Origin of the sequence: Hydrocarboniphaga daqingensis (assembly GCF_900129825.1) — a bacterium.
GTDB lineage: Bacteria > Pseudomonadota > Gammaproteobacteria > Nevskiales > Nevskiaceae > Hydrocarboniphaga > Hydrocarboniphaga daqingensis.
This window is the reverse complement of the sequence record NZ_FQWZ01000006.1, coordinates 142773-166854: the sequence shown is the minus strand read 5'-3', so window position 1 is coordinate 166854 and position 24082 is coordinate 142773. Positions and strand designations below refer to the sequence as shown.

The window sequence follows — 24082 nt, the reverse complement described above, 5'->3', positions numbered from 1 at the left end:
CGAACCGGTACCGGCCATGGCAATGACCGCGCACCACAAGATCGAGCGCCGCAAGAGCCGCCAGATCAAGGTCGGCCGCGTGGCGGTTGGCGGCGATGCGCCGATTTCGGTGCAGACGATGACCAACACCGACACCGAAAACGTCGAGGCCACGGTCGCGCAGATCGAAGCCGCGCGCAGCGCCGGTGTCGATATCGTCCGCGTGTCGGTGCCGACGCTGGCAGCGGCGCGCGCGTTCCAGCAGATCAAGCAGCGCGTTGGCGACATGCCGTTGGTGGCCGACATCCACTTCAACTACAAGTGCGGCATCGCCGCCGCCGAAGCCGGCGCCGATTGCCTGCGGATCAACCCCGGCAACATCGGCAGCGAGGCCAAGGTCGCCGAAGTGATCGCCTGCGCACGGCATCACGGCATCCCGATCCGCATCGGCGTCAACGCGGGCTCACTGGAAGCCGACCTGCAGGAAAAGTACGGCGAGCCCAATGCCGATGCGCTGGTCGAGTCGGCGCTGCGCCACGTCGAAATCCTGCAGCGCCACAACTTCAACGACTTCAAGGTGTCGCTGAAGGCCAGCGAAATCTTTCTGACCGTCGCGGCCTACCGCAAGCTGGCCACGCTGATCGACCAGCCGCTGCACCTGGGCATCACCGAGGCCGGCGGCCTGCGCTCGGGCGCGGTCAAAAGCTCGATCGGCCTGGGCATGCTGCTGGCTGACGGCATCGGCGACACGATCCGCATTTCGCTGGCGGCCGACCCGATCGAAGAGGTCAAGGTCGGCTGGGACATCCTCAAGTCGCTGCACTTGCGCAGCCGTGGCATCAACCTCGTCGCCTGCCCGAGCTGCTCGCGGCAGAACTTCGACGTGGTCAAGGTCGTGGCCGAGCTGGAACGCCGCTTCGAGGACATCGCCGACCCGCTGGACCTCGCCGTGATCGGCTGCGTGGTCAACGGCCCCGGCGAATCGCGCGAAGCGCATATCGGCGTCGCCGGCGGGTATCCGAACTCGGTCTACATCGACGGCACGATTCAGCAGAAAGTCCACAACGACCAGTTGGTCGACCGCCTCGACGCGCTGGTGCGCGAAAAGATCGCCGCCCGCAAGCAGGCGCAGACGACCTGACCGCGGCCCGGCCGCGCGGCAGCCCCGCGCGCGGCACAACCCGAACCCCACCATGGCGCAGAAAATCCAGTCCATCCGCGGCTTCAACGACGTGCTGCCAGCCGACTCCGGCCTGTGGCAGCACTTGCATGACACGGCGCGCGGCGTGTTCGAAGACTATGGCTACGCCGAAATCCGGCTGCCGGTGGTCGAGCGCACCGACCTGTTCAAGCGCGCCGTCGGCGAAGTCACCGACGTGGTCGAGAAGGAGATGTACTCGTTCGAGGATCGTGGCGGCGAGCACATCAGCCTGCGCCCCGAGTTCACCGCGGGCGCGGTGCGCATGGGCGTCGAACACGGCCTGTTCCACAACCAGCAGCAGCGCATCTGGTGCACCGGCCCGGTGTTCCGCTACGAACGGCCGCAAGCGGGTCGCTACCGGCAGTTTCACCAGCTCAACGTCGAGGCCTACGGCATCGCCGGCCCGGACGTCGACGCCGAACTGATCGCGATGTCGGCGCGGCTGTGGAAGAAGCTCGGCTTCGGCGGACTGGAACTGCAGCTCAACTCGCTGGGCACCGGCGACACGCGCAGCCGCTACCGCGCGGCGCTGATCGAGTTTCTGCAGCGCCATGAAAGCTCGCTCGACGACGACTCACGGCGCCGTTTGCTGAGCAACCCGCTGCGCGTGCTCGATTCCAAGGTGCCGACGACGCAGGACATCGTCCGCGACGCGCCGAGCATCCTCGACTATCTCGACGCCGAATCGGCCGCGCATTTCGACGGCTTGCGTCAGGGGCTGAGCGACATGGGCGTGGCCCACGTCGTCAACCCGCGCCTGGTGCGCGGGCTCGACTACTACACCAAGGACGTGTTCGAGTGGGTCACCACCGAACTGGGCGCCCAGGGCACCGTTTGCGCGGGCGGCCGCTACGACAACCTGGTCGAGAGCCTGGGCGGCGGGCCGACGCCGGCCGTGGGCTGGGCCAGCGGCGTCGAGCGGCTGATTCTGCTGTTGCAGGCGCAGCAGCAAGCGCGCACGTTTGGGCCGGCGGTCTATCTGTGCACGCTCGGCGAGACGGCGCAGCGGGCGGCGGCCACGTTGGCCGAGACGCTGCGTGATGCGCTGCCTGGCGCCGGTATTCAGCTCAACGTCGGCGGTGGCAAGCTGCCGGCCCAGTTCAAGCGCGCCGACCGCAGTGGCGCCCGCTACGCGCTGGTGCTCGGCGACAGCGAGGCCGCTGCCGGGCAGGTTCAAGTAAAATCGTTGCGCGATGCCGCCGCCCCGCAGCAAACCTGCAGTTGGGCTGAACTGCCGGCGCTGCTGCGCAGTCTGTTAGGCCGCCAGTAGCACGGCCTGTCCCATTCGACCGCTGTCCTCGCCGCGCTGCGCGGCCTGATCTTCCACGAGCAACAACCCGACACCATGGCCACTCATCTGGACGAAGAAGAAGAACTCGAGAACCTCAAGCGCTGGTTCCGCGAGAACTGGGTGGCGCTGGCCGCGGGCCTGGTGATCGGCTTTGGCGCGATCGGCGGCTGGCAGGGCTGGAAGGCCTACCAGGACCGCCAGTCACTGGCCGGCGCCCAAATGTATGACGACCTGAAGAAGGCGCTGACCGCCGGCAAGACCGACGATGCCGTCGCGATCACCGACAAGCTGCAGGCGCAGTACGCCGGCACGCCGTACGCCAGCGCCGCCGCGCTGCGCTTGGCCAGCGTCAAGGTCGCCGCGCGTGACTTCGACGCCGCGCTGCTGCGCTTGGACTGGGTCGCCGAGCATGGCGACGAGAACGGCATCCGCCAGCTCGCCGTGCTGCGCAAGGCCCGCGTGCTGTGGCAGCAGAACAAGCCCGACGAGGCGCTCAAGCTGCTCGACGGTGACGCCGGCGACTACGCCAGCCTGTACGCCGAGTTGCGCGGCGACATCGCCTACGCCAAGAACGACCGCGATGCCGCGCGCAAGGCGTATCAGGCCGCGCTCGACAGCGCGCCCGAAGCGGCCGCCAACCGCGCGCTGCTGCAGCAGAAGCTCGACGATCTGGCCGTGGATGCGGCCGTTGCCGCCGAACCGGTGAAATCCTGATGCGTCTGACCGTGCGAATGGTGCTGGCGGCAGCGCTGCTGTCGTCCTTGGCGCTGAGCGCCTGCTCGTCCAAGGGCAAGGTGCGCGAGCCTGCCAAGCTGGTGGCGGTCGACAAGCCCACCGTCAGCCCGCGCACGTTGTGGACGGCACGCGTCGGCAACGGCAGCGACGAGTTCTTCACCGAGCTGGCGCCCAACGCCCAGATCGACGCCGTCTACGGCGCCGACCTCAAGGGTCGCGTGTATTCGTTCAGCACCGAAACCGGCAAGACGCTGTGGAAGGTCGACACCAAGGCCCGCATCGCGGCCGGCCCCGGTGTCAGTGGTGACCTGATTCTGGTCGGCACGCTCGAAGGCGAAGTGATTGCGCTCAAGCGCACCGACGGCGCCGAAGTCTGGCGCGCGGCGCTGTCGAGCGAAGTGCTCGGCACGCCGGTTGGCGAGGGCAACATCGTCGTCGCGCGTTCGGTTGACGGCCGCGTGTTCGGCTTGTCGGCCAGCGACGGCTCACGCCAGTGGACGTTCGACCGCACGGTGCCCGAGCTGGTGCTGCGCGGCCTGTCGCGGCCGATGATCATCGGTCCGACCGTCGTCATCGGCATGGAAAACGGCCGTCTGGTGTCGCTGACGCTGGCCGACGGCACGCCGCGTTGGGAGCAGGCGATCAGCGTCCCGAGCGGCCGCACCGTGCTCGACCGCCTGGTCGACATCGACGGCGACATGGTGCTCGGCGAGCAGTGCCTGTACGTGGCCAGCTTCGGTGGCGAAGTGGCTTGCCTAGAGCCGGCCGGCGGACAAGTGGCCTGGCGCCGCGGCGTCAAATCGTTCAACAGCCTCGAAGAAGGCGGCGGCAAGGTGTTTGTTTCCGACGAGAGCAGCGTGATCTGGGGCCTCGACGGCCGCAGTGGCGCCGCCGCCTGGAAGCAGGAATCGCTGCTGTATCGCCACACCTCGCCGCCGGCGTACTTCGACGGCTACGTCGTCGTCGGCGACTACGAAGGCTATCTGCATTGGATGGACCCCTCCGACGGCCGCATCGTCGGCCGCAGCCGTTTGGGCAGCGACCCGATCACCGCCAAGCCGGTGGTGTCGGGCGATGTGCTCTACGTGCTCAACTCCGCTGGTCGCCTCGCGGCAATCCAGCTTCAGAAGAAGTAAATCGACATGCAATCGGGTCTCCCCGTACTGGTATTGGTGGGGCGACCCAATGTCGGCAAGTCCACGCTGTTCAACCGTCTGACCGGCACGCGCGACGCGCTGGTGGCCGACTACGCCGGCCTGACGCGTGACCGTCAGTACGGCCGCGGCGTGTTCGAAGACAAGGCCTTCATCGTCGTCGACACGGGCGGCTTGATGCCGGAATCGGCCGACCCGCTCGCGGCGCTGGCCGAAGAGCAGGCGCAGATGGCGCTGGAAGAAGCCGACCACATCTTCTTTCTGACCGACGCGCCGGCTGGCCGCCACAGCAGCGACGAGGCCATCGCCAGCAAGCTGCGCAAGCTCGGCAAGCCGATCACGCTGCTGGTCAACAAGACCGAAGGCCGCGCGCGCGGCAACGACCGCGGCACGATGGTCGCGGACTTCTACGCGCTGGGCCTGGGCGAGCCGCAGCCGGTGTCCGCCGAATACGGCGACGGCATCGTCAGCGTGATGCGCTCGGTCATGGGCAAGTTCCCAGCCAACGACGCGACGCTGCCGGACATCGAAGGCGAGGTGCGCGTCGCTATCGTCGGCCGCCCCAACGTCGGCAAGTCCACGCTGGTCAACCGCTTGATCGGCGAAGAGCGCGTCGTGGCCGCCGACAAGCCCGGCACCACGCGCGACGCGATCCGCGTGCCGTTCGAATACGAGGGCAACGCCTACACGCTGATCGACACCGCTGGCGTGCGGCGTCGGTCGCGCGTCGAAGAAGTCATCGAGAAATTTTCGATCATCAAGACGCTGCAAGCGATCGAGAACGCCCACGTGGTGATCGTTGTCGTCGATGCTCACGCTGACATCGGCGAGCAGGACGCTCGGCTGATGGGCCTGGTCGCCCAACGCGGTCGCGCGATGATCCTGGCCGTCAACAAGTGGGACGGCCTCGATTCCGGTGACCGCGAGCAGGCCAAGTACCAGGTCGGGCTGAAGATGCCGTTTCTGGACTTCACGCCGGTTCACTACATCTCGGCGCGCCACGGCTCCGGCGTCGGCGTGGTGATGCGCGACGTCAAGGTCGCCTACGAATCGACGATGAAGGACCTGCCCACGCCCGAGCTGACTCGCATCCTCGAGCGCAGCGTCGACCGCCACGCACCGCCTGCGGTGCTCGGCCGCCGGATCAAGCTGCGTTACGCGCACCAGGGCGGAAGCAATCCGCCGCAGATCGTCATCCACGGTAACCAGACCGACAAGCTGCCGACGACCTACAAGCGCTACCTCGCCAACGAGTTCCGCGCGCACTTCGAGCTCAAGGGCGTGCCGCTGGTGCTGACGTTCAAGACTGGCGACAACCCGTTCAAGGACAAAAAGAACGTGTTGACCGGCCGCCAGGTCAAGAAGCGTCAGCGGATGATCAAGCGCTTCAAGTAGTCGCGCTTGCGTGCGGCGCGCGCCCGGCGATCGGCGATCGCGGCCCGCCGCTTTTAAACGATGCGACCCTGACTGACGGAGCATGATCGTCCGGTCAGGCAGACTGCGTTCGTGATCTGAAAGTAGTGCCCCGATGATCCGCCGTAATCGCGGGTTGCTGTCCGCGATTGCGCTGCACATGATCCGCGCTGAGGAAGATCAGCCAGCCTTCGACGACCGCAGCAACGAGCGGTCCGTTCGTAATGGGGCCTAAAATACGTCATGCAGATCAAGCATTCGGCACCTAAGGGCATCATCATTTATTACTGGCCGTGCAGCCTGATTCTGCTGGCGCCTTCTCTGCTGCTGGACAGGCCGACTTCGCCTCTTTGCGCCACGCTGCGGATTGCTTGTGGAAAGCCCTATTCGATTGAGGTCAACGGGCAGAAGTTGGTGACGCGGGCATCGTTGGTTGCGCCCGGCGCCGTCAGAAACCAGCTGATCGCGTTTGAAAGTGATATCGCGCTGTTCTACATACCCGTCGAAGCGGCGGGCATGAAGCAGGTAAAAGCGCTGCTGAAAAACCGAGATGTCGTCGACTTCGCGATCGATCGATTCGAGCACTTGTTGCCGACCATCCGGCTCGCTGCCAGCGGCGAGTTGCGGCCGGCGCAAGCACGCCAACTGATGGATGATGTGATCGAGGCGATGCTCGGTGAGCCCATACAGGAGAAGAGCCCGGTTGATCCTCGTATCGAGCGCGTACTGAATGCCTTGGCCACACTTCCACTGAACGAGGTCGAGGCCGACGTTCTGGCCAGGGAAGCCCATCTATCCAAGTCGCGACTCCGCTATCTGTTCAAGAAGGAAGTGGGCTTTACCGTTCAGCAATACGCTCGCTGGCTGGCGGTCTGGCGCGGCTGCTTGATGTGGCAGCGCGGGCGCCAGTTCACCGAAGTGGCGATGGATGCCGGCTTCCACGACCTGTCGCATGTGGATCACGCCTTCAACGAAGTCTTTGGGATCAACCCGACCAACGTCATCGATCCGAACTTCGTCAGCCTGATCCACTGTGCGCCGGATGCAGCGTCATAGGCCCAGGTTCGCCAACTCCGTGACCACGTTGCGATAGAAGTTGATTCTGCTGAAGGCGAAGTCGGAATTATCTTCGCCCATGCAACTCACGCCAGGCAGGCCGGGCACGTCGGAGCTGCTGAGCGACATATGATTCAAGCCGGGATGCGACCGTGTCGTCGTCAGGCTATCGCCATAGACGTAGCGTGCTTTCACCGGCGTTCTCCCGCCGGTGCTGCCCGGGCCGTAAAACTCGAACGCCTGTGACGTCACCGAGATGTTGCCGTCGTTCTCGCCTTCACGATCGAGAATGATGCGCCAGAAGAACTGATCCTTCTGGTAGCAGGGATGCGTGATATCTTGGATCGAAGTGGAAAACGTCTGGTAGTAGATCGGATGCGCAAGGTCTTCCGGTAACGGATATCGCTGATTGAAGCTCGGCGGGCAGGTCTGCTTGCCGGGATCGCAGTTCATGTCGGTGGTGACCGTCATGTACTTGGTGCTGAGCGCGACGACGGATTTACTTCCTTCCGCGTTGAGGAATCGGTTGCCGCTGTACTCGTCGACCGCGAAAGCCAGGTCGAGCAGCGGGGACTCGCACTGATCGCTAAGACAGGACGCGGACGCCTCGATGACAAAATCAGCCTGCGCCGTCCCCTTGTTCGCTCCGAGCATGGACGTCCAACTCGCCACGCTTTGATAGAGGGGTCGGCCCGTTAATTCATTGGTGATGGCCGACATCATGTATCGCGAGTCGGGACAGCCCTGCGAGTGACAGATGATGTTGAACTTCACCTTCTGATAGCACTCGCCTTCCGACGTGAAGGCGTGCTTTTCACGGTTCACCGGGCTGCCGCAGTAGTCGACCATCGCCGCGTAGAAGCCGTCTTCGACGACCGGCGCGCGGCCCTTGCACAGGCGCGCGTCCAGCGTGTCGCCTGCGCAGCGCTTGTAGAGCAGGCTGCCGCGATCTTCGTGGGAGCCATACATCATTTTGTTCGGCTGATAAACGATGACGCCGTCGGCCTCCAGTGCCGTTTTGACACCATACGCATCGTATTCGCCACCCGACACCTTGGTGTCACCCTGGAAGGTGGTGTCCGCGGTTCTCGACCAAGCGTGAGACAGCAGCACCGGCCACTGCGTGGACGCAGGCGATGCAGGCGGGCGGCTGAACATGGACACCACGGTCGGCAGCTGTTGGGCCCGCTCGGCAACAGTGTCGAGCCCGACCGCTGCGCCGTCATCTCCGCCCGCGCAGGCCGACAGTCCACAGGCGGCGGCCAGTGCCGCCGCCGCAACGATGGACCGCATCATCAGAGGTCGACCGGATTGACGACAGGGACGGGCAGCAGGCCCAGCAATGCGGCGGGCGTTGCGTCGATTGCATCGATGATGTCGATGAACGCTTCGGTGACTGGCACCAGTTGTTCGCGGTCGACCTTGTCGAGCGTGTCGGCTTCGTCATACAGATACAGCGGGCCCGAGATCAGGCTGGCCGTCGGTATGCCCTCGGCGCACACAAAGGACGCATCGGTTGGAATTCCAGCAACGGCGCAAAGAACATTGGCTTGCAATAGCGCCATGCGGCGCAGGTCGTGTTTGATGATGGCATTGATCATCGCCACCTTCATCGGCAGACCAAAGTTGTTCATGATGCCGCGCAGCTCGGACTGATCTTTGATCACCAGTTGTCCGTCGGGGCCTTTGATGCCTTGCTTGCCGATGTGCTCCAGCGTGACATTGGCAACAATCTTATATGGCGTTTCCTTCTTGACGATGTACTTGTCCACGAACGCCATGTGCGCCTGATAGCCGGTGAAGTGCGTATCAAAGGTCACGAACAGCATCGTCTTCTCACGCGATTCTGCGGGCTGCGATGCGTAGTACTGCGCTTGGGCTAGCACCGACGCCACGCCGCTGCCATCTTCCACCGCCCCTTTGAAGACGGAATCGTGATGCGATTGCACCATGATGGTCTCTTCGCTTTTGCCAGGCAGGATGCCCACCACGCTGCGCGCTTCAACGGCTTTGCGTGAGCCCTCGAATACGATGCGGGCTTCTCTCGTACCGTTGCGCAGCTGTTCTCTCAGACGCTGCCCTTCTTTTTGCGTCACCCAAAAGCCCGGGATGGTCACTTCGGTGCGGCGATACAGTTCGTTGTAGTAGTGATTGGAATCAAAGTAGTCCGCCATCACGCCAACAAACCCAACAGCGCCAGCGTCCATTGCCGCCTGCAACACCGTGGAGTAGGTCGTGATGTAAGGATTCGGAACGAGGATCGACAACTCGCGATCCAGCACCGATAAGGTCGGGTCCCACAGGAATTCCATCAGCGGCGCCAAGCCTGCCGTCGGCAACAGGAACTTCAGGTCAAACAGAACGATCTTGCCCTTTACGTTCTTCAGTTGCTGCTCGATCGGCGTGCCCAGGCCGATATCGATCATCTCGGCGTTCAGGCCCTGTGGACCTGTCGAAAAAGTCGATGGTTCATTGGGCGTCAGATAGGAAAACGCAGAAGGAAACGCATCAACCGGTGTGCCGCCAACGGATAGGGCGGCTTTATCGGCAGACCAACTCCAGGACGTCGAATATTCGTAATGAACGTCCTCCAGACCCAACGACTCGAACTGGCACTTTACGTAGGCCGCCGCTTCATAGCCCGCCTTGGTCCCCGTGCGCCGATAGCCGATGCTGACCAAGTCTTCGATCCAAGAGTAAATGCGATCTTGAGTCGGCATGCCGGTCGCAACGGCCGAATCATCCTTGCTGCAGGCCTGGATGATATTGATCGGCACGTTGTCGGCGGTGCCGCAGCCTGCCAGTGCGAACAGCACTGAGCAGGCGAGCAGAAGTGGTGTTCTGAGCATGCGGGGTCCCCTCTTGTTTTTATATTGGGACGCGATGCTAGCGGCGCACTTGACAGCCCGCTTGTACAAAACGCCTGGGCGGCGATATCGGGGCACGGCGACCGCGCTATACCTTCAGCGCGGCCAACCACGCCTCAGTCAGGAGCAACGGCGGAATACACGCTGTACACGCGCAGCGGTCGCCGAGCGTACCGGCAGATCGGCAGTCAACAGACGGACTTTCTGGAACTGGGCGGGCAGACGCTGGTTCAGCTGACGAAGGTGGGTGCGACGACGACGCCGGTGTATCTGCACCCGGATCTTCTGGGCTCACCACGCAAGGCCAGTTCGGGGACGGGCGCGCTGCTGTGGCAAGAGCACTACGACCCTTATGGAGCCAAGCTCAACGGATCGGAAACCACGGTGGGCTACACCGGGCACGCCCACGACGCGACGCGCCTGACGTACATGAAGGCCCGGTTCTACGACCCATCGCAACACCGCTTCCTGACCCCGGACCCGATCCACTTCGTCGACGACAATCCGTTTACGTTCAATCGGTATGCTTATGGGAACAACAATCCGTACCGGTTCAGCGATCCGACCGGGCGGGAAGCGGCTTGCGTTTCAAACAGCAACTGCACTGAGATGCGGGCGCCAACGCCGAAAGAAACTGCGGTTATGGCTGGCGTCGCGGCTGGTGCTGTTGTACTGACCTTCACGAAGAATCCGTCGCAAGCCCTCACCGCAGGGAGGGCGGTTGAAAAGGCAGTGGAAGGTGCGCTGACGAAAACGGCAGAGTCAGCGCGGATTGCTACTAAATCTGAGCTGCCCGCTTCGACTCCTGTTGGCTCCCAGAGGAGCCCAATGGATGTCCCGAAAGGCACAAACTCAGCCGAAAATATTGCCGGGCGTAGTTACTCTGGTCACTCCTTAGATCGAATGCAGGGCAGAGGTCAGACTCCGTCGGTTGTAGAAAACACCATCGCAACGGGTGAAGCCACTCCTGGCAATCAGCCGGGTACAACAGTCTTCCGTGACCCGGTTAACGGAACAACAGCAGTTACTGATACCGTCTCAGGCCGAGTGATCACGGTATATTGAAATGATAAAAGCCTCAGAAAATGATTTGCGGCAGCTTAATTTGATGACCGACTGTGTCGCGCAGTTTAAAGCTGGATCGATACCTCTTCGGCAGCTAATTACCACCATCGAAGCGTTACTCAAGATGCTGGGCTCCTTGGATCAAGAAACCCGAAAGCGCCTAAGAGAACAATGGGAAATTCTCGAGCAAGTCTATTCCTACGCTCAAGCCATGAGAGATGGGCGAATTGACGCGGACGGCGAAAAGCTAATCAATCGCGCGGTCACCTTGTTGGATAGCCTGCTGAAGCCTTGGGAAAAAGAACAATAGGGGACAGACCACCATTAATCGATTCAACGCGCAGAGCGAGGCGCACTTTCTGCTGCATCCGCAGCTGCATTGCCTGTAGTTCGGCACAACAACGGATAGCCGCGAGCAGGCGTATCCCGAGCTACTCCGGTCACGGCTGCAGCCCGGGCTTATAGATTCCCTCCGCTAGGCGGCCAAAGAAACGTCAGCGGATCGTCGACCAACCGCTTCAAGTGGCAGCGTTTGCGGGCAGCGATAGTGCGTCAACGACCGTCCGCCAGACGACGACAACCCCACTCGCAACCTCCGGCAGCAGCAGCGTCCGGCCCCGCCCGGCGCCGCTGCTGCCGGCCGTGGTCAGAACTGGTAGCCGAGTCGCAGCGTCAGTTCGTCGGCGTACGAGAACGTCGACAGGGTGTTGTTGTTCGGGTTGCCGTGTAGCGATCCGTTCACGTAGTTGTAGAAGGCTTCGACGGTGAATTCGGTGTTGGGCTTCCAGCGCAGTGCGGGTTGCGCCAGCAGGCCGCCCTTGGTGTCGTATAGCAGGGCCAGGTCGGCGCGCCAGATCAGGTTTGCGAATGGCTGCTGCAGTGCCAGCACCACGGCGTCGAATCCACCCGAGTAGCCAGTCGGCGTGCGGTCGGGGTCGCCGCCCATGCCTTCAAGGCTGCGGCCGAACAGGTCGCTGCGTGTCTTGTGCAGCCACTGCGCTACCAGATACGTGGCCGGCAGCGACTCGGCGAAGCGCTGGTACTTTTCCATCACCAGGGCCGTGGTCCATTCGTCCTGGCGCAAGTAGTCGCGGCTCAGCGACGGATTGGTGAACGCGCGGTCCGGCGTGTACAGCGTCTCCACGTTGATGATCAGCTGGTCGAGCAAGGACCCGGGCGAGGCCGACACCACGTAGCTGGCGCCAGCGCCGAGGTTGGTTTCGCGGACGTACTCGCGCGCCAGATGGCCGCGCAGCCCGCTGCCCGACAGCTGGAAGAACAGGTCCAGCTCTTGGGCCGCTTGATCGCGCGTCGCCACCGGAAAGGCGCCGAGCAGCGCGGCCGCCGGGAATTCGTTGACCGCCGAATTCAGGCCTTGGGTGCCGTCGAGCCGCGACATGGCCGCATAGGTAAACCACTCTTCGGCCGACCACACGCCGGTGCTGTCGACTTCAAACGGGGTTTGCGCCAGCACCGCGCCCGACCCGGGCGCGCCCGGCAGATCGCGGTTCACGCCCGACTCGGTCCAGCGGTAGACGCCGTCCGGGTTGTAGCGGCGCACGGCGATCGCCTGGACACCGACCGGCCCGAAATCACCCTTCAGCCGCAGGCCGGCGTTGAACTTGCTGTCATAGGCGCCGAACTGGTCATGCACGGTGAACTGCGACGCGATCGCGTTGTACGGCGTGTTGGGGTTGCTTTGAACCGTCGGCTGGAACTTCTGCACGAAGCTGTCGAGCAGCCACTGATCGTTGATCTGCAGCGACCCGCGCAAGCCCAGTGCCGGCACGCGCTTGTCTGAAAACTCTTCTGGTGCCAGGTCCAGCGCCGAATGCCGCCGCAAGTCCAGGCCATTGGCGACATCGAGCACGCGGAAGAAGATCGCCTGACCCCAGGCGATCTGCTGGTTGCCGGCGCGCAGATTCAACGGCCCGCGGTTGTATTCGAAGAACAGCGCCGGCAGGTCGACCATGCCTTCGCGGCCGCTCCATTCCAGCGGGTTGGGATGCGCCTGGCCTTCGGCGTCGTAGTCAAAGTAGTTGGGCCGCCCATACAGCCGTCCGGCCGCCACGCTGTCGACGGCGCCCGGGTCGAATTCCTGATAACGCGTCGGGTCCCAGACGCCGCGCAGCTTGGCGACCAGCGCCAGCGACGACGTCAGGCCGAACTTGGCGTTGAGCTCGCCGCGCAGCAGTTGCAGGTTCAGGTCGTTGTCGGCCGGCACGCCGTTGCGGGTCGCCGTGTCCTGTACGCCGATCACCGAGTTCCGCTCGACCGGTACGCCGTTGAACAGGTTGCCCCGCTGGTTGAACGGGTTTTCGGTGTCCGACGTCGATAGCGCCTGGTCCAGCCGCAGGTTGCCGCTGAACGTGTAATCGACCCCGTACCACTGCCCGGTATTGGCCGACTGGGCTTGGGCGGCGCCCGCCACCAAGCTCAGCGCCAATAGCATGCAGCGCTGGGTGACCGTTTGTAAGTGACGGCTTCTCATGGAGTTCTCCTCGTTATGGGTCGGGCTGGGCCCGCCGGTAATCGGGCCGGGTGGCCCTTGTTGCAACGGCCGGCAGCGGCATATGAGCCGCGTGTCGTGTTGTGGGGTAGGCAGCGGAGCGGGATGGGGATCGGCAAGGACGGCGCGTGGCGAATCCGATGCGGCAATCAAAGCTCCGGTGAGGCGCCTGACCGTATGGAGCGCCTGTTAGGCGACTGTGGTCGCTGCCGTGGCGCTGCGCCCCACCGGATCGGGTAGCTGAACCCACTGTCGTGTTCGACCCGGATTGACCACGACGCCACCGGCCTCAGTGGCTTTTCCGCTGGAGCCGATCGCCGATTGCGATGCCCTCGGACGCTGCCGGGCCGTCGCAATGCAGTAGAATCCGCGTCCGCTCCCCGCCGGGATTAGGCATGTCTGCCGCACTGAAAATCGACCAATTCAGCCTGATGGACGACCGCGAATGCGATGCCCGCATCACGGCAGCCAAGGCGATCCTGGGCAAACGGCTGGCGATTCTCGGCCACCATTACCAGCGCAACGAAGTGTTCAAGCACGCCGATTTCACTGGCGATTCGCTGAAACTGTCGCAGCTGGCGGCTGATTCCGACGCCGAGTTCATCGTCTTCTGCGGCGTGCATTTCATGGCCGAAGTCGCCGACGTGCTGACCTTCGGCCAGCGCAGCGTGATCCTTCCGGATCTCGCGGCGGGTTGTTCGATGGCCGACATGGCCAACCTGGTCAAGGTGCGCAAGTGCTGGGACGAGATCAGCACGTTGCTCGACCCGGACGAGCACGTCACGCCGGTTACCTACATCAATTCGGCGGCCGACCTGAAGGCGTTCTGCGGCAGCCACGGCGGCATCGTCTGCACCAGCTCCAATGCCCGTGCCGTGCTCGAATGGAGCTTTGCTCGGCGCGAGAAGGTGCTGTTCTTCCCCGACCAGCACCTGGGCCGCAACACGGGCCTGAAGATGGGCATCCCGCTCGACCAGATGGTCACCTGGGACTTCATGAAGCCGCGTGGCGGCCTGACCGACGAGCAGATCAAGAACGCGCGGATGATCCTGTGGAAAGGCTTCTGCTCGGTGCACCAGATGTTCCAGCCGGCGCACATCGACAACTTCCGCAAGGCCCAGCCCAACGGCTTGGTCATCAGCCACCCCGAGAACGCCTACGAGGTCTGCCAGAAGAGCGATTTCGTCGGCAGCACCGAGTACATCCTGCGCACCGTGCGGGCGTCCGAGCCGGGCACGCACTGGCTGATCGGCACCGAGCTGAACCTGGTCAACCGCCTTGCCGACGAGATGAAGCCGCGCGGCGTCACGGTGCAGTTCATGAGCCCGACTGTGTGCATGTGCTCGACGATGTTCCGCACCGACCCGCAGCACTTGGCCTGGTGCCTCGACAATCTGGTGGCCGGCAACGTCGTTAATCGCATCCGCGTACCCGAAGCGGTCGCCGAACCGGCGCGCAAGGCCCTGAATCTGATGTTGGAAGTGGTTGACTAGTTTTTGCCCTCTCCCTTGGGAGAGGGTGGCCCGAAGGGCCGGGTGAGGGATTTTCAGCTTTGAACCCAGGTTCGTATCTGAAAGGCCTTAACCCCAGGCCCCTCTTCCAAAAGGGGAGGGGAAACACAATGAGACCGAAGAGAAGAAGCGCCCGATATGTGGACCAACGCCCCCAGCATCGCCCAGTTCGACCCTGAACTCGCCGCCGTGATCGCGGCCGAGAGCGCGCGCCAGGAAGCGCACATCGAGCTGATCGCGTCCGAAAACTACGCCAGCCCCGCGGTCATGGAAGCGCAGGGCTCGAGCCTCACCAACAAATACGCCGAAGGCTATCCGGGCAAGCGCTATTACGGCGGCTGCGAGCACGTCGACATCGCCGAGCAGTTGGCGATCGACCGGCTCAAGCAGGTGTTCGACTGCGACTACGCCAACGTGCAGCCGCACTCCGGCGCGCAGGCCAATGCCGCGGTGTTCCTGGCGCTGGTCAGCCCCGGCGACACCGTGATGGGCATGAACCTGGCTCAGGGCGGCCATCTGACGCACGGCAACCCGGCCAATTTCTCCGGCAAGCACTACAAGATCGTCCCGTACGGCCTGAACACCGAAACCGGTCTGATCGACTACGACGAGATGGAGCGTATCGCGCTCGAAACCCGGCCCAAGCTGCTGATCGGCGGGTTTTCCGCCTATTCGCGCGTCAAGGACTGGGCGCGGATGCGCGCGATCGCTGACAAGGTCGGCGCCTACTTCTGGGTCGACATGGCGCACATCGCCGGCCTGGTCGCGGCCGGCGTCTACCCGAGCCCGCTGCCGCATGCGCACGTGGTTACCAGCACCACGCACAAGACGCTGCGCGGCCCGCGCGGCGGCATCATCCTGTCGAAGGGCCAGGGCGAAGACTTCTACAAGAAGTTCCAGTCGGCGGTGTTCCCCGGCATCCAGGGCGGCCCGCTGATGCACGTGATCGCCGCCAAGGCGGTGGCGTTCAAGGAAGCGCTGGAACCCGGCTTCAAGGCCTACCAGCAGCAGGTCGTCGCCAACGCCCGCGCGATGGCCAGCGTGTTCATCGAACGCGGCTACAAGGTGATTTCCGGCGGCACCGACAATCACTTGTTCCTGCTCGACCTGATCGCCAAGAACGTCACCGGCAAGGACGCTGAAGCGGTGATCGGCCGCGCGCACATCACGGCCAACAAGAACTCGGTGCCCAACGATCCGAAGTCGCCGTTCGTCACCAGCGGCCTGCGTTTGGGCTCGCCCGCAAGCACGACGCGCGGCTTCAAGGAAGCCGAGATGAAGCAGGTCGCGACCTGGATCGCCGATCTGGTCGACACGATGTCGGCTGGTGGCGACGTCGAGGCCGCCGTTACCCGCGTCCGCGGTGAAGTGGCAGCGCTGTGCAGCCGCTTCCCAGTCTACGGAGCGCGGCCGGGCTAGCCCGCCGACCGACGCGGCGCCGCCATGCAATGCCCGTTCTGCAAAGCCCCCGACACGCGCGTGATCGACTCGCGCATGGCCGAGGACGGATCGCAGGTACGGCGGCGCCGCGAATGCCCGGTCTGCTTCGGGCGCTTCACCACGTTTGAAAAGGCGCAGTTGTCGACGCCCAACGTGATCAAGCGCAGCGGTGACCCGGAGCCGTTCCGCGAAGACAAGCTGCGCCAGGGCATCGAACACGCGATCTACAAGCGGCCGGTGACGCCCGAAATGGTCGATCACGCGATCGAAAACGTGATGCGCAAGATGCGGGCGACCGGCGAGCGCGAAGTGCCTTCGCGCCAGGTCGGCGAATGGGTGATGGACGAATTGCGCGACCTCGACCATGTCGCCTATGTGCGCTTTGCGTCGATCTACCGCAGCTTCGAGGACGTCAACGCGTTCCGCGAAGAAATCGAACGCTTGCAGACGCTGCCGACACCCGAGCAGCGCAAAAGCCAGTTGCCGCTGATCGAAGCCGCCGACAAAGTCGTCCGCAAGCGTCCGGTCTAGGGCCGGGCCGTGGTCGACCCGTTGCTTGCCGCCCCGCTGACCGATGCCGCCTGCATGGCGCGCGCGCTGCAATGGGCCGCGCTCGGCCGGCTGACCACGTTCCCGAATCCGCGCGTCGGCTGCGTGATCGTCCGCGACGGCCGCATCGTCGGTGAGGGCTGGCACCAGAAGGCCGGCGAGCCGCACGCCGAAGTTCATGCGCTGCGTGCCGCTGGTGCTGCCGTGCGCGGCGCAACCGTCTACGTGACGCTCGAACCCTGCTCGCATCAGGGCCGCACGCCGCCCTGTGCCGACGCGCTGATCGCCGCGCAGCCGGCGCGCGTGGTCGTGGCGATGCTCGATCCCAATCCGCTGGTCGCCGGACGCGGTGTCGCCGCGCTCGAAGCCGCTGGCATCGCCGTCGAAACCGGCTTGCTTGAAGCCTCGGCGCGCCGCTTGAACCGCGGCTTCCTGTCGCGGATGGAACGCGGCCGGCCGTTCGTCACGCTCAAGCTCGGCGCCAGCCTCGACGGCCGCACGGCGATGGCCAGCGGTCAGTCGCAATGGATCACCAGCGAGGCTGCGCGCGCCGATGTGCACCGGCTTCGCGCCGAAGCCGGCGCCGTGCTGACCACCAGCGCGACCGTGCTTGCCGACGACCCGCAGCTCAGCGTCCGCGCGCCTGTCGCCACCGCGCGCCAGCCTGACCGGATCGTGCTCGACTCTCAGGCCCGCGTCGCCGCGTCGGCGCGCGTCTGGGCGCCCGGCGCGCGGCGGCTGTGGCTGTGCGGCGTCGAGCCCATGCAGCGTCCTGCCGATGTCGACGTACTGCCTGTGGCCACCACGGCCGACGGGCATCTCGACCTCGGCGCCGCACTGGCGGGGTTGGGCGCTGCCGGTGTCAATCACGTGCTGGTCGAATCCGGATCGCGGTTCGCGGGCGTAATGCTGCGCTCCGGCCTGGTCGACGAACTGGTGCTGTATCTGGCGCCGTCGCTGCTGGGCGACCAGGCGCGCGGCCTGGCCTCGCTGCCGGGCCTGGACACGCTCGATCAGCGCATCGCGCTGCGTTACACCGACGTCCGCCAGATCGGCCCCGACCTGAAAATCACCGCGGTACTGCAGGAGACCTAGATGTTCACCGGCATCATCGAATCGATCGGCCGCATCGCGCGCATCGAATCCATCGGCGGCGACCGTCGGATGCGTTTCGAATCCACCGACGGCTATCTGCGCGGCATCGGCCTGGGCGACAGCATCGCCTGCAACGGCATCTGCCTGACCGCGGTCAAGCTGTACGAACAAGGCTTCGACGCCGATCTGTCCGGCGAAACGCTGGGTGCGACGACGTCCGGGCAATGGGTTGAAGGGCAGGGCATCAACCTTGAAAAAGCGCTGACCGCGCACAAGCCGCTCGGCGGCCACATGGTGTCGGGCCATGTCGACGGCGTCGGTCGTCTGATCGAACGACACGAAGATGCCCGTAGCTGGCGCATGCTGTTCGAAGTGCCGGCCGAGCTGGCGCGTTATATCGCCCGCAAGGGATCGATCACGATCAACGGCGTCAGCCTGACCGTGAACGAAGTCGAGGGTCGGCGCTTTGGCGTTAACATCATCCCGCAGACGATGACGCACACCACGCTCGGCGAGCTGGCAGCCGGCGATGCGGTCAACCTCGAAGTCGACCTGATCGCCCGCTATCTCGAACGCCTTCTCGCCGCACGGGGCGAGGATTACTCAACGGCCGCGACGAACGCGCGCCAGGACTAACACCATGAACGCAGACGTCAAGACGCTGAGCCCGGCCAACGAGTCGCTGCGCAGCCGCGCATTGAACTCAGTCGAAGAAATCATCGCGGACTTCAAGGCCGGCAAGATGGTCGTGCTGATGGACGACGAAGACCGCGAGAACGAAGGCGATATCGTGATGGCCGCCGAAAAGGTGCGCCCCGAAGACATCAACTTCATGGCCCGCTACGCTCGCGGCTTGATCTGCCTGACGCTGACCGAGCAGCGCTGCAAGCAGCTGCGTCTGCCGCCGATGGTCACCGACAACGGCACCCAGTTCGCCACCGCGTTCACGGTGTCGATCGAAGCGGCCACCGGCGTGACCACCGGCATCTCGGCCTTCGACCGTGCTCACACGATCCGCACCGCGGTCAAGCGCGACGCCCAGCCGCAGGACCTGGTGCAGCCCGGGCATATCTTCCCGCTGACCGCCCAGCCGGGCGGCGTGCTGGCGCGCGCCGGCCACACCGAGGCCGGCTGCGACCTCGGCCGCCTTGCCGGCTTGGAGCCGGCAGCGGTGATCTGCGAAATCCTCAACGAGGACGGCACGATGGCGCGCCGTCCCGACCTCGAAGTGTTCGCTCGCGAGCATGATTTGAAGATCGGCACGATCGCCGATCTGATCCGCTACCGCCTCGACAACGAGCACACGGTCGAGCGCGTCGCCGAAACCACGGTCAAGACCGAATTCGGCGAGTTCCGGCTGGTGACCTTCCAGGACACGGTCGACAACACGGTGCACCTGGCGCTGGTCAAGGGCCAGGTCAAGCCGGGCGCGCCGACGCTGGTGCGCGTGCATCTGCGCAACACGCTGGCTGACGTGCTGACCGTCGAAAACGAGCACTTCGGCTGGCCGCTGCGCCGCGCGCTCAAGCGCGTCGCCGAAGAAGGCCATGGCGTCGTCGTGCTGCTGCGTAAGCCCGAATCGCCGCGCGAGCTGGTGCAGCAGATCGTCGGTCTGCACAAGGGCAGCGCGCCCGAGCCCGAGCCGTTGTCGGTCGCTGCCGACCCGCAGATTCTGCGGACCTACGGCATCGGTGCGCAGATCCTGGCCGACCTGGGCGTGCGCAAGCTGCGCGTGCTGTCCGCGCCCAAGCGCATGCATGCGATTTCGGGCTTCGGCCTGGAAATCGTCGAATACGTACCTTGCGACTGATATCGTTGCCGGCTGCAACCGCTTTTTGACGCTCTTTGGAACCCGCTGCTCAATGACCACCATCTCAGGGAAGACCGGCTATTCGGCGCCCGCCCCGACTGCCGACGGCGAGTTCGCCAGCACCCGCATCGCGATCTGCGCCACGCAGTGGAACACCGACATCGTCGACCCGCTGTTGGCCGGCGCCCGCGCCTGCCTCGCCGACTGGGGCGTCACCGACGGCCATATCCGCGAATTCCGTGCGCCCGGTGCCTACGAGTTGCCGCTGGCCGCCGACCGCATCCTGGCGTCGGGGCAGTTCGACGCGGTGGTCGTGCTCGGTGCCGTGATCCGCGGTGATACGCCGCACTTCGAATACGTGGCCGGCGAATGCGCGCGCGGCTTGATGAGCGTGCAGCTGACGCACGGCAAGCCGGTGGCGTTCGGCGTGCTGACGGTCAACACCGTGCAGCAGGCCCATGATCGGGCCGGCCCCGGTCGCACCAACAAGGGCTACGAGGCGGCCGCCGCCGTGCTCGACATGTTGCGCCTGGCGCGGAGCCTGGCATGAGCGAACAGGCCTACCAGGGTTCGCAGAGCCGCCGCGGGCTGGCCCGCCGGCTGACGGTGCAGGCGCTGTACCAGTGGCTGGTCAACGAAACCCACCCCGAGAGCATGCTCAAGCAGTTCCGCGAGCAGCCCGAAGGCTTGGGTCGCGCCGACGGCGAATACTTCAACGAACTGCTCAAAGGCGTCGTCGACCAAGCCGCCGAGCTGACGATGATGCTGGTGCCGCATCTGGACCGGCCGCTGAACCAGCTCGACCCGGTCGAGCACGCGGTGCTGCTGCTGGGCGCCTATGAGCTGAAGTACAAGATCGAAGTGCCGTGGAAGGTCGTGGTCAACGAGGCGGTCAACCTCGCCAAGATCTTCGGCGCCGAAGAAGGCTACAAGTTCGTCAACGGCGTGCTCGACAAGCTGGCGCGCGATGCGCGCGGCGCCGAGATCGGCGCCGGCTACTGACGCCGTCCGGCCACGCGCCGCTGCGATATTCGCGCCGGGCATGGACGAATTCGAGCTGATCCGCTGCTATTTCGCGCCGCTGTCGCCGGCGCGGCCCAATGTTGTGCTCGGCATCGGCGACGATGCGGCGCTGCTCGCGCCGGCGGCCGGCCACCTGCTGGCGGTGACCAGCGACACGCTGATCGCCGGCCGGCACTTTCCGGTCGATACCGCGCCGTTCGACATCGGCTGGAAGGCGCTGGCCGTGAATCTGTCCGACCTGGCCGCGATGGGCGCGCGAGCGCGCTGGTTCACGCTGGCGCTGACGCTGCCCGACGTTGATCGCCCATGGCTGGCGGGCTTCGCCGCTGGCCTGCAAGCACTGGCCGCCGACGCAGACGTGGCCTTGGTCGGCGGCGACACCACGCGCGGCCCGCTGTCGGTGACGATCACCGCCATCGGCGAGGTGCCGGCCGGCCGCGCATTGCGGCGCAGCGGCGCCCGGCCGGGCGACCGGATCGCGGTCAGCGGCACGCTGGGCGATGCGGCGGCGGCGCTGCGTCAGTGGCAGCGCGGCGACGCCGTCGTCGGCGAGGGCCAGCGCCGGTTGCGTGCGCGGCTCGACCGACCGAGTCCGCGACTGGCGCTGGGTTTGGCGCTGCGCGACCTGGCCCACGCGGCGATCGACCTGTCCGATGGTCTGGCCGCCGATCTGGGCCATGTGCTGGACGCCAGCGGCGTCGGCGCGGCGATCCAGGCCGCGCGACTGCCGACGTCGGCCGAGCTGCTGATCGCCGAGCCCGATGCTGACGCCCGACAGCGGCTGCAAATCGCCGGCGGCGACGATTACGAGCTGTGCCTGACCGTGCCGGCGTCGCGTTGGATCGCCGCGCAGCAGGCCGCCGCCACGCTGGGCCTGTCGCTGACCGACATCGGTGAAATCGTCCAGACGCGCGGCTTTTCCGTATATGACGGCAACGGCGCGCCGTTGCGATTCACCGAGGCTGGTTATCGTCACTTTCCATGACGCCCGCCGCGCCGACCCGAGGATGCCCCCGTTGAAACATGCCGCCCGCAACAGCCAGCAGCGCCAGCGCGACAAGCTCGACGCGATTCCGCCGCCGCCGGTTCGCCTGATCATGACCACGCCGGTGCATCTGATCAGCTTCGGCTTCGGCTCGGGCCTGGCGCGTCACGCGCCGGGCACCTGGGGCACGCTGGCCGCCGTGCCGTTGTTCCTGCTGATGTCGGCGCTGAGCTGGCCGTACTACGCGGGCCTGTGCCTGCTGCTGTTCGCGTTCGGCTGCTGGGCCACCGGCGAGAGCGCGCGGCTGCTGCAGGTCAGCGATTACCCAGGGTTCGTGTTCGACGAGATTGTCGGGTTTCTGATCACCGCTGCGCCGCTGGTTTACGCGCTGCCGTACCTGAGCCTGTCGGTGCTGGCCTGGTTGCCGCTGGCGTTTGTGCTGTTTCGCGTGTTCGACATCCTCAAGCCCTGGCCGATCGGATGGCTCGACCGGCAGGTCCACGGCGGCCTGGGCGTGATGCTCGACGACGGTCTGGCCGGCGTGATGGCCGGCGCCGTGCTCGCATTCGCGATGGCCTGCGCTGGAACGCTTGGCCGCAGCGTCGTCGCAGTGGGATAATGGTTGACCTGCGGCTGGCAGAATTGCGGATTCAGCCAGGTCCACGGCCCGATCGGGCCGCCCCAGTCTTACGAATCCACCTTGGAGTCATCGAATGTCGGTAGAGACGCCCGTTGAGCGGGACGTGATGGAATACGACGTGCTGATCGTCGGCGCCGGTCCGTCGGGACTGGCAGCGGCCTGCAAACTCAAACAGATCGCCGCCGAAAAAGGCGCCGAAATCAGCGTCTGCGTCGTCGAGAAAGGCTCCGAAGTCGGCGCGCATATCCTGTCGGGCGCCGTGTTCGAGCCGCGCGCGCTCAATGAGCTGTTCCCGAATTGGAAAGAGCTCGGCGCGCCGCTGAACGCGCCCGTGGTCCGCGACGAACTGCACCTGTTCTACAGCCCGCAGAAGTCGTTCAAGTTCCTGAACTTCATGATCCCCTCGCCGATGCACAACGAGGGCAACTACGTGATCTCGCTGGGCAACCTGTGCCGCTGGCTGGCGCAGCAGGCCGAAAGCCTGGGCGTGGAGATCTACCCTGGCTTCGCCGCGCAGGAAGTGCTGATCGACGAACAGAACGTCGTCCGCGGCGTGCAGATCGGCGATCTGGGCGTTGGCCACGACGGCAAGCCCAAGGACGGCGTCTACGCGCCGGGCATGGAGCTGCGCGCCAAGTACACGCTGTTCTCCGAAGGCTGCCGCGGCCACCTCGGCAAGCGCCTGATCCAGCAGTACCAGCTGGAGAGCAAGGACGCGCCGCAGCACTACGGCATCGGCCTGAAGGAACTGTGGGAAATCGACCCGGCCAAGCACGAGAAGGGCTTGGTCGTGCACGGCGCTGGCTGGCCGCTGCAGGCTTTCGGCACCGAAGCCACCGGTGGCTCGTTCCTGTACCACCTGGAAAACAACCAGGTCGTCGTCGGCCTGATCGTCGACCTGTCGTACAGCAACCCGTTCCTGTCGCCGTTTGACGAGTTCCAGCGCTTCAAGCACCACCCGGTGATCGCCAAGTACCTCGAAGGCGGCAAGCGCCTGTCCTACGGCGCTCGCGCACTGGTCAAGGGCGGCCTCGACGCGCTGCCCAAGCTGGTGTTCCCGGGCGGTGCGCTGATCGGCGACGACGCCGGCATGCTGAACTACTCCAAGATCAAGGGCAGCCACACGGCGATGAAGTCGGGCATGCTCGCCGCCGAAGCGGTCGCCGAGCGCCTGCTCGCCGGCTCCGAAGGTGGCGACGTGCTCAACGGCTACCCGGAAAAGTTCAAGGCCAGTTGGCTGTACGACGAGTTGTACCGCAGCCGCAACTTCGGCGCGGTACTGCACAAGTTCGGCGCGCTGATCGGCGGCACGATCAACTGGATCGAGCAGAACATCTTCGGCGGCAAGGCGCCGTGGCACTTCCGTGACCTGAAGAAGGACCACGAAACGCTGAAGCCGGCCGCGCAGTCGCAGAAGATCGTCTACCCCAAGCCGGACGGAAAGCTGAGCTTCGACAAGCTGTCGTCGGTGTTCCTGTCGAGCACCAACCACGAAGAAGACCAGCCGGTGCATCTGCGCTTGAAGGATCCGTCGATCCCGATCGGCCGCAATCTGCCGCTGTACGACGAGCCGGCGCAGCGCTACTGCCCGGCCGGCGTCTACGAGGTAGTGACCGCGGCGACCGGCGACAAGCGCTTCCAGATCAATGCGCAGAACTGCGTGCACTGCAAGACTTGCGATATCAAGGACCCGTCCCAGAACATCACCTGGGTCGCGCCCGAGGGCAACGGCGGGCCCAACTACCCGAACATGTAGCAA

General features: G+C 65.0%; 22 protein-coding genes. 19 read left to right on the top strand and 3 right to left on the bottom strand.

The window, feature by feature from the left end; translation table 11 throughout:
* The first annotated feature begins 22 nt into the window (after positions 1–22).
* From ispG to BUB09_RS12930, 6 genes are all read left to right on the top strand, one after another.
* On the top strand, positions 23–1120 hold the full coding sequence (gene ispG, locus BUB09_RS12955; protein WP_072898153.1) for a flavodoxin-dependent (E)-4-hydroxy-3-methylbut-2-enyl-diphosphate synthase: 1098 nt from the start codon (positions 23–25) through the stop codon (positions 1118–1120).
* Positions 1121–1172: 52 nt separating this feature from the next.
* The gene (hisS, locus tag BUB09_RS12950; RefSeq protein WP_072898152.1) at positions 1173–2450 is read left to right on the top strand and encodes a histidine--tRNA ligase; all 1278 of its coding nucleotides are present in this window, start codon (positions 1173–1175) and stop codon (positions 2448–2450) included.
* Between the two features lie 75 nt (positions 2451–2525).
* Complete coding sequence (locus BUB09_RS12945; RefSeq protein ID WP_072898151.1) at positions 2526–3185, top strand: YfgM family protein; 660 nt, start codon at positions 2526–2528, stop codon at positions 3183–3185.
* Positions 3185–4342, top strand: a complete 1158-nt coding sequence (gene bamB / locus BUB09_RS12940; RefSeq protein ID WP_072898150.1) for an outer membrane protein assembly factor BamB — start codon at positions 3185–3187, stop codon at positions 4340–4342. Before BUB09_RS12945 ends, bamB begins: the two co-directional genes overlap by 1 nt.
* Positions 4343–4348: 6 nt before the next feature.
* Positions 4349–5755 (top strand): ribosome biogenesis GTPase Der, encoded by a 1407-nt coding sequence (gene der, locus BUB09_RS12935; protein ID WP_072898149.1) that lies wholly within the window; start codon positions 4349–4351, stop codon positions 5753–5755.
* Positions 5756–6016: 261 nt separating this feature from the next.
* Positions 6017–6829, top strand: a complete 813-nt coding sequence (locus tag BUB09_RS12930) for a helix-turn-helix domain-containing protein (protein WP_072898148.1) — start codon at positions 6017–6019, stop codon at positions 6827–6829.
* On the opposite strand, the gene BUB09_RS12925 is transcribed toward BUB09_RS12930, so the two are convergent.
* On the bottom strand, positions 6824–8125 hold the full coding sequence (locus BUB09_RS12925; RefSeq protein ID WP_072898147.1) for an alpha/beta hydrolase family protein: 1302 nt from the start codon (positions 8123–8125) through the stop codon (positions 6824–6826). The two genes, BUB09_RS12930 and BUB09_RS12925, sit on opposite strands and share 6 nt — an antisense overlap.
* Positions 8125–9678: a M28 family metallopeptidase gene (locus tag BUB09_RS12920; protein WP_084083419.1), complete on the bottom strand. Its 1554-nt coding sequence runs from the start codon at positions 9676–9678 to the stop codon at positions 8125–8127. Before BUB09_RS12920 ends, BUB09_RS12925 begins: the two co-directional genes overlap by 1 nt.
* 282 nt (positions 9679–9960) lie before the next feature.
* On the opposite strand from BUB09_RS12920, the gene BUB09_RS12915 reads away from it, so the two are divergent.
* Together BUB09_RS12915 and BUB09_RS12910 are read left to right on the top strand one after the other, a co-directional pair.
* The gene (locus tag BUB09_RS12915) at positions 9961–10761 is read left to right on the top strand and encodes an RHS repeat-associated core domain-containing protein (RefSeq protein WP_175550199.1); all 801 of its coding nucleotides are present in this window, start codon (positions 9961–9963) and stop codon (positions 10759–10761) included.
* 1 nt (position 10762) lies between these two features.
* Entirely contained in the window at positions 10763–11071 is a 309-nt protein-coding gene (locus tag BUB09_RS12910; RefSeq protein ID WP_072898144.1) for a hypothetical protein, read from the top strand.
* A gap of 336 nt (positions 11072–11407) precedes the next feature.
* On the opposite strand, the gene BUB09_RS12905 is transcribed toward BUB09_RS12910, so the two are convergent.
* Positions 11408–13252, bottom strand: a complete 1845-nt coding sequence (locus BUB09_RS12905; RefSeq protein WP_072898143.1) for a DUF1302 family protein — start codon at positions 13250–13252, stop codon at positions 11408–11410.
* A gap of 413 nt (positions 13253–13665) precedes the next feature.
* Here BUB09_RS12905 and nadA point away from each other — a divergent pair, with 413 nt between their 5' ends.
* From nadA to BUB09_RS12850, 11 genes are all read left to right on the top strand, one after another.
* Complete coding sequence (gene nadA / locus BUB09_RS12900; RefSeq protein WP_072898142.1) at positions 13666–14763, top strand: quinolinate synthase NadA; 1098 nt, start codon at positions 13666–13668, stop codon at positions 14761–14763.
* A gap of 156 nt (positions 14764–14919) precedes the next feature.
* A complete protein-coding gene (glyA, locus tag BUB09_RS12895; protein ID WP_072898141.1) occupies positions 14920–16200 on the top strand; it encodes a serine hydroxymethyltransferase in 1281 nt (426 codons plus the stop codon).
* Between the two features lie 24 nt (positions 16201–16224).
* Positions 16225–16752 (top strand): transcriptional regulator NrdR, encoded by a 528-nt coding sequence (nrdR, locus tag BUB09_RS12890; RefSeq protein WP_072898140.1) that lies wholly within the window; start codon positions 16225–16227, stop codon positions 16750–16752.
* Between the two features lie 54 nt (positions 16753–16806).
* Entirely contained in the window at positions 16807–17865 is a 1059-nt protein-coding gene (gene ribD / locus BUB09_RS12885) for a bifunctional diaminohydroxyphosphoribosylaminopyrimidine deaminase/5-amino-6-(5-phosphoribosylamino)uracil reductase RibD (RefSeq protein WP_072898312.1), read from the top strand.
* Positions 17866–18501, top strand: coding sequence for a riboflavin synthase (locus tag BUB09_RS12880; protein WP_072898139.1), 636 nt, complete (start codon positions 17866–17868; stop codon positions 18499–18501).
* A gap of 4 nt (positions 18502–18505) precedes the next feature.
* Positions 18506–19675 (top strand): bifunctional 3,4-dihydroxy-2-butanone-4-phosphate synthase/GTP cyclohydrolase II, encoded by a 1170-nt coding sequence (gene ribBA, locus BUB09_RS12875; protein WP_072898138.1) that lies wholly within the window; start codon positions 18506–18508, stop codon positions 19673–19675.
* A 52-nt stretch (positions 19676–19727) separates the two neighbouring features.
* On the top strand, positions 19728–20225 hold the full coding sequence (ribH, locus tag BUB09_RS12870; RefSeq protein ID WP_072898137.1) for a 6,7-dimethyl-8-ribityllumazine synthase: 498 nt from the start codon (positions 19728–19730) through the stop codon (positions 20223–20225).
* On the top strand, positions 20222–20677 hold the full coding sequence (nusB, locus tag BUB09_RS12865) for a transcription antitermination factor NusB (RefSeq protein WP_072898136.1): 456 nt from the start codon (positions 20222–20224) through the stop codon (positions 20675–20677). The genes ribH and nusB overlap by 4 nt, the downstream gene beginning before the upstream one ends.
* Positions 20678–20717: 40 nt before the next feature.
* Positions 20718–21683 (top strand): thiamine-phosphate kinase, encoded by a 966-nt coding sequence (gene thiL, locus BUB09_RS12860; protein ID WP_072898135.1) that lies wholly within the window; start codon positions 20718–20720, stop codon positions 21681–21683.
* A gap of 22 nt (positions 21684–21705) precedes the next feature.
* Positions 21706–22302, top strand: a complete 597-nt coding sequence (locus tag BUB09_RS12855) for a phosphatidylglycerophosphatase A family protein (protein WP_084083417.1) — start codon at positions 21706–21708, stop codon at positions 22300–22302.
* A 94-nt stretch (positions 22303–22396) separates the two neighbouring features.
* Positions 22397–24079, top strand: coding sequence for an electron transfer flavoprotein-ubiquinone oxidoreductase (locus tag BUB09_RS12850; RefSeq protein ID WP_072898134.1), 1683 nt, complete (start codon positions 22397–22399; stop codon positions 24077–24079).
* Positions 24080–24082: the final 3 nt, after the last annotated feature.

Bases quoted from the DNA above. Each gene is read 5' to 3' on its own strand.
- thiL (WP_072898135.1), top strand. From the start codon at position 20,718: ATGGACGAATTCGAGCTGATCCGCTGCTATTTCGCGCCGCTGTCGCCG.
- glyA (WP_072898141.1), top strand. From the start codon at position 14,920: ATGTGGACCAACGCCCCCAGCATCGCCCAGTTCGACCCTGAACTCGCC.
- BUB09_RS12920 (WP_084083419.1), bottom strand. From the start codon at position 9,678: ATGCTCAGAACACCACTTCTGCTCGCCTGCTCAGTGCTGTTCGCACTG.
- ribH (WP_072898137.1), top strand. From the start codon at position 19,728: ATGACCACCATCTCAGGGAAGACCGGCTATTCGGCGCCCGCCCCGACT.
- hisS (WP_072898152.1), top strand. From the start codon at position 1,173: ATGGCGCAGAAAATCCAGTCCATCCGCGGCTTCAACGACGTGCTGCCA.
- BUB09_RS12925 (WP_072898147.1), bottom strand. From the start codon at position 8,125: ATGATGCGGTCCATCGTTGCGGCGGCGGCACTGGCCGCCGCCTGTGGA.
- nadA (WP_072898142.1), top strand. From the start codon at position 13,666: ATGTCTGCCGCACTGAAAATCGACCAATTCAGCCTGATGGACGACCGC.
- BUB09_RS12910 (WP_072898144.1), top strand. From the start codon at position 10,763: ATGATAAAAGCCTCAGAAAATGATTTGCGGCAGCTTAATTTGATGACC.
- nusB (WP_072898136.1), top strand. From the start codon at position 20,222: ATGAGCGAACAGGCCTACCAGGGTTCGCAGAGCCGCCGCGGGCTGGCC.
- BUB09_RS12850 (WP_072898134.1), top strand. From the start codon at position 22,397: ATGTCGGTAGAGACGCCCGTTGAGCGGGACGTGATGGAATACGACGTG.
- BUB09_RS12855 (WP_084083417.1), top strand. From the start codon at position 21,706: ATGCCCCCGTTGAAACATGCCGCCCGCAACAGCCAGCAGCGCCAGCGC.
- ribD (WP_072898312.1), top strand. From the start codon at position 16,807: ATGGCGCGCGCGCTGCAATGGGCCGCGCTCGGCCGGCTGACCACGTTC.
- bamB (WP_072898150.1), top strand. From the start codon at position 3,185: ATGCGTCTGACCGTGCGAATGGTGCTGGCGGCAGCGCTGCTGTCGTCC.
- ispG (WP_072898153.1), top strand. From the start codon at position 23: ATGACCGCGCACCACAAGATCGAGCGCCGCAAGAGCCGCCAGATCAAG.
- BUB09_RS12930 (WP_072898148.1), top strand. From the start codon at position 6,017: ATGCAGATCAAGCATTCGGCACCTAAGGGCATCATCATTTATTACTGG.
- BUB09_RS12905 (WP_072898143.1), bottom strand. From the start codon at position 13,252: ATGAGAAGCCGTCACTTACAAACGGTCACCCAGCGCTGCATGCTATTG.
- BUB09_RS12880 (WP_072898139.1), top strand. From the start codon at position 17,866: ATGTTCACCGGCATCATCGAATCGATCGGCCGCATCGCGCGCATCGAA.
- ribBA (WP_072898138.1), top strand. From the start codon at position 18,506: ATGAACGCAGACGTCAAGACGCTGAGCCCGGCCAACGAGTCGCTGCGC.
- BUB09_RS12945 (WP_072898151.1), top strand. From the start codon at position 2,526: ATGGCCACTCATCTGGACGAAGAAGAAGAACTCGAGAACCTCAAGCGC.
- nrdR (WP_072898140.1), top strand. From the start codon at position 16,225: ATGCAATGCCCGTTCTGCAAAGCCCCCGACACGCGCGTGATCGACTCG.
- der (WP_072898149.1), top strand. From the start codon at position 4,349: ATGCAATCGGGTCTCCCCGTACTGGTATTGGTGGGGCGACCCAATGTC.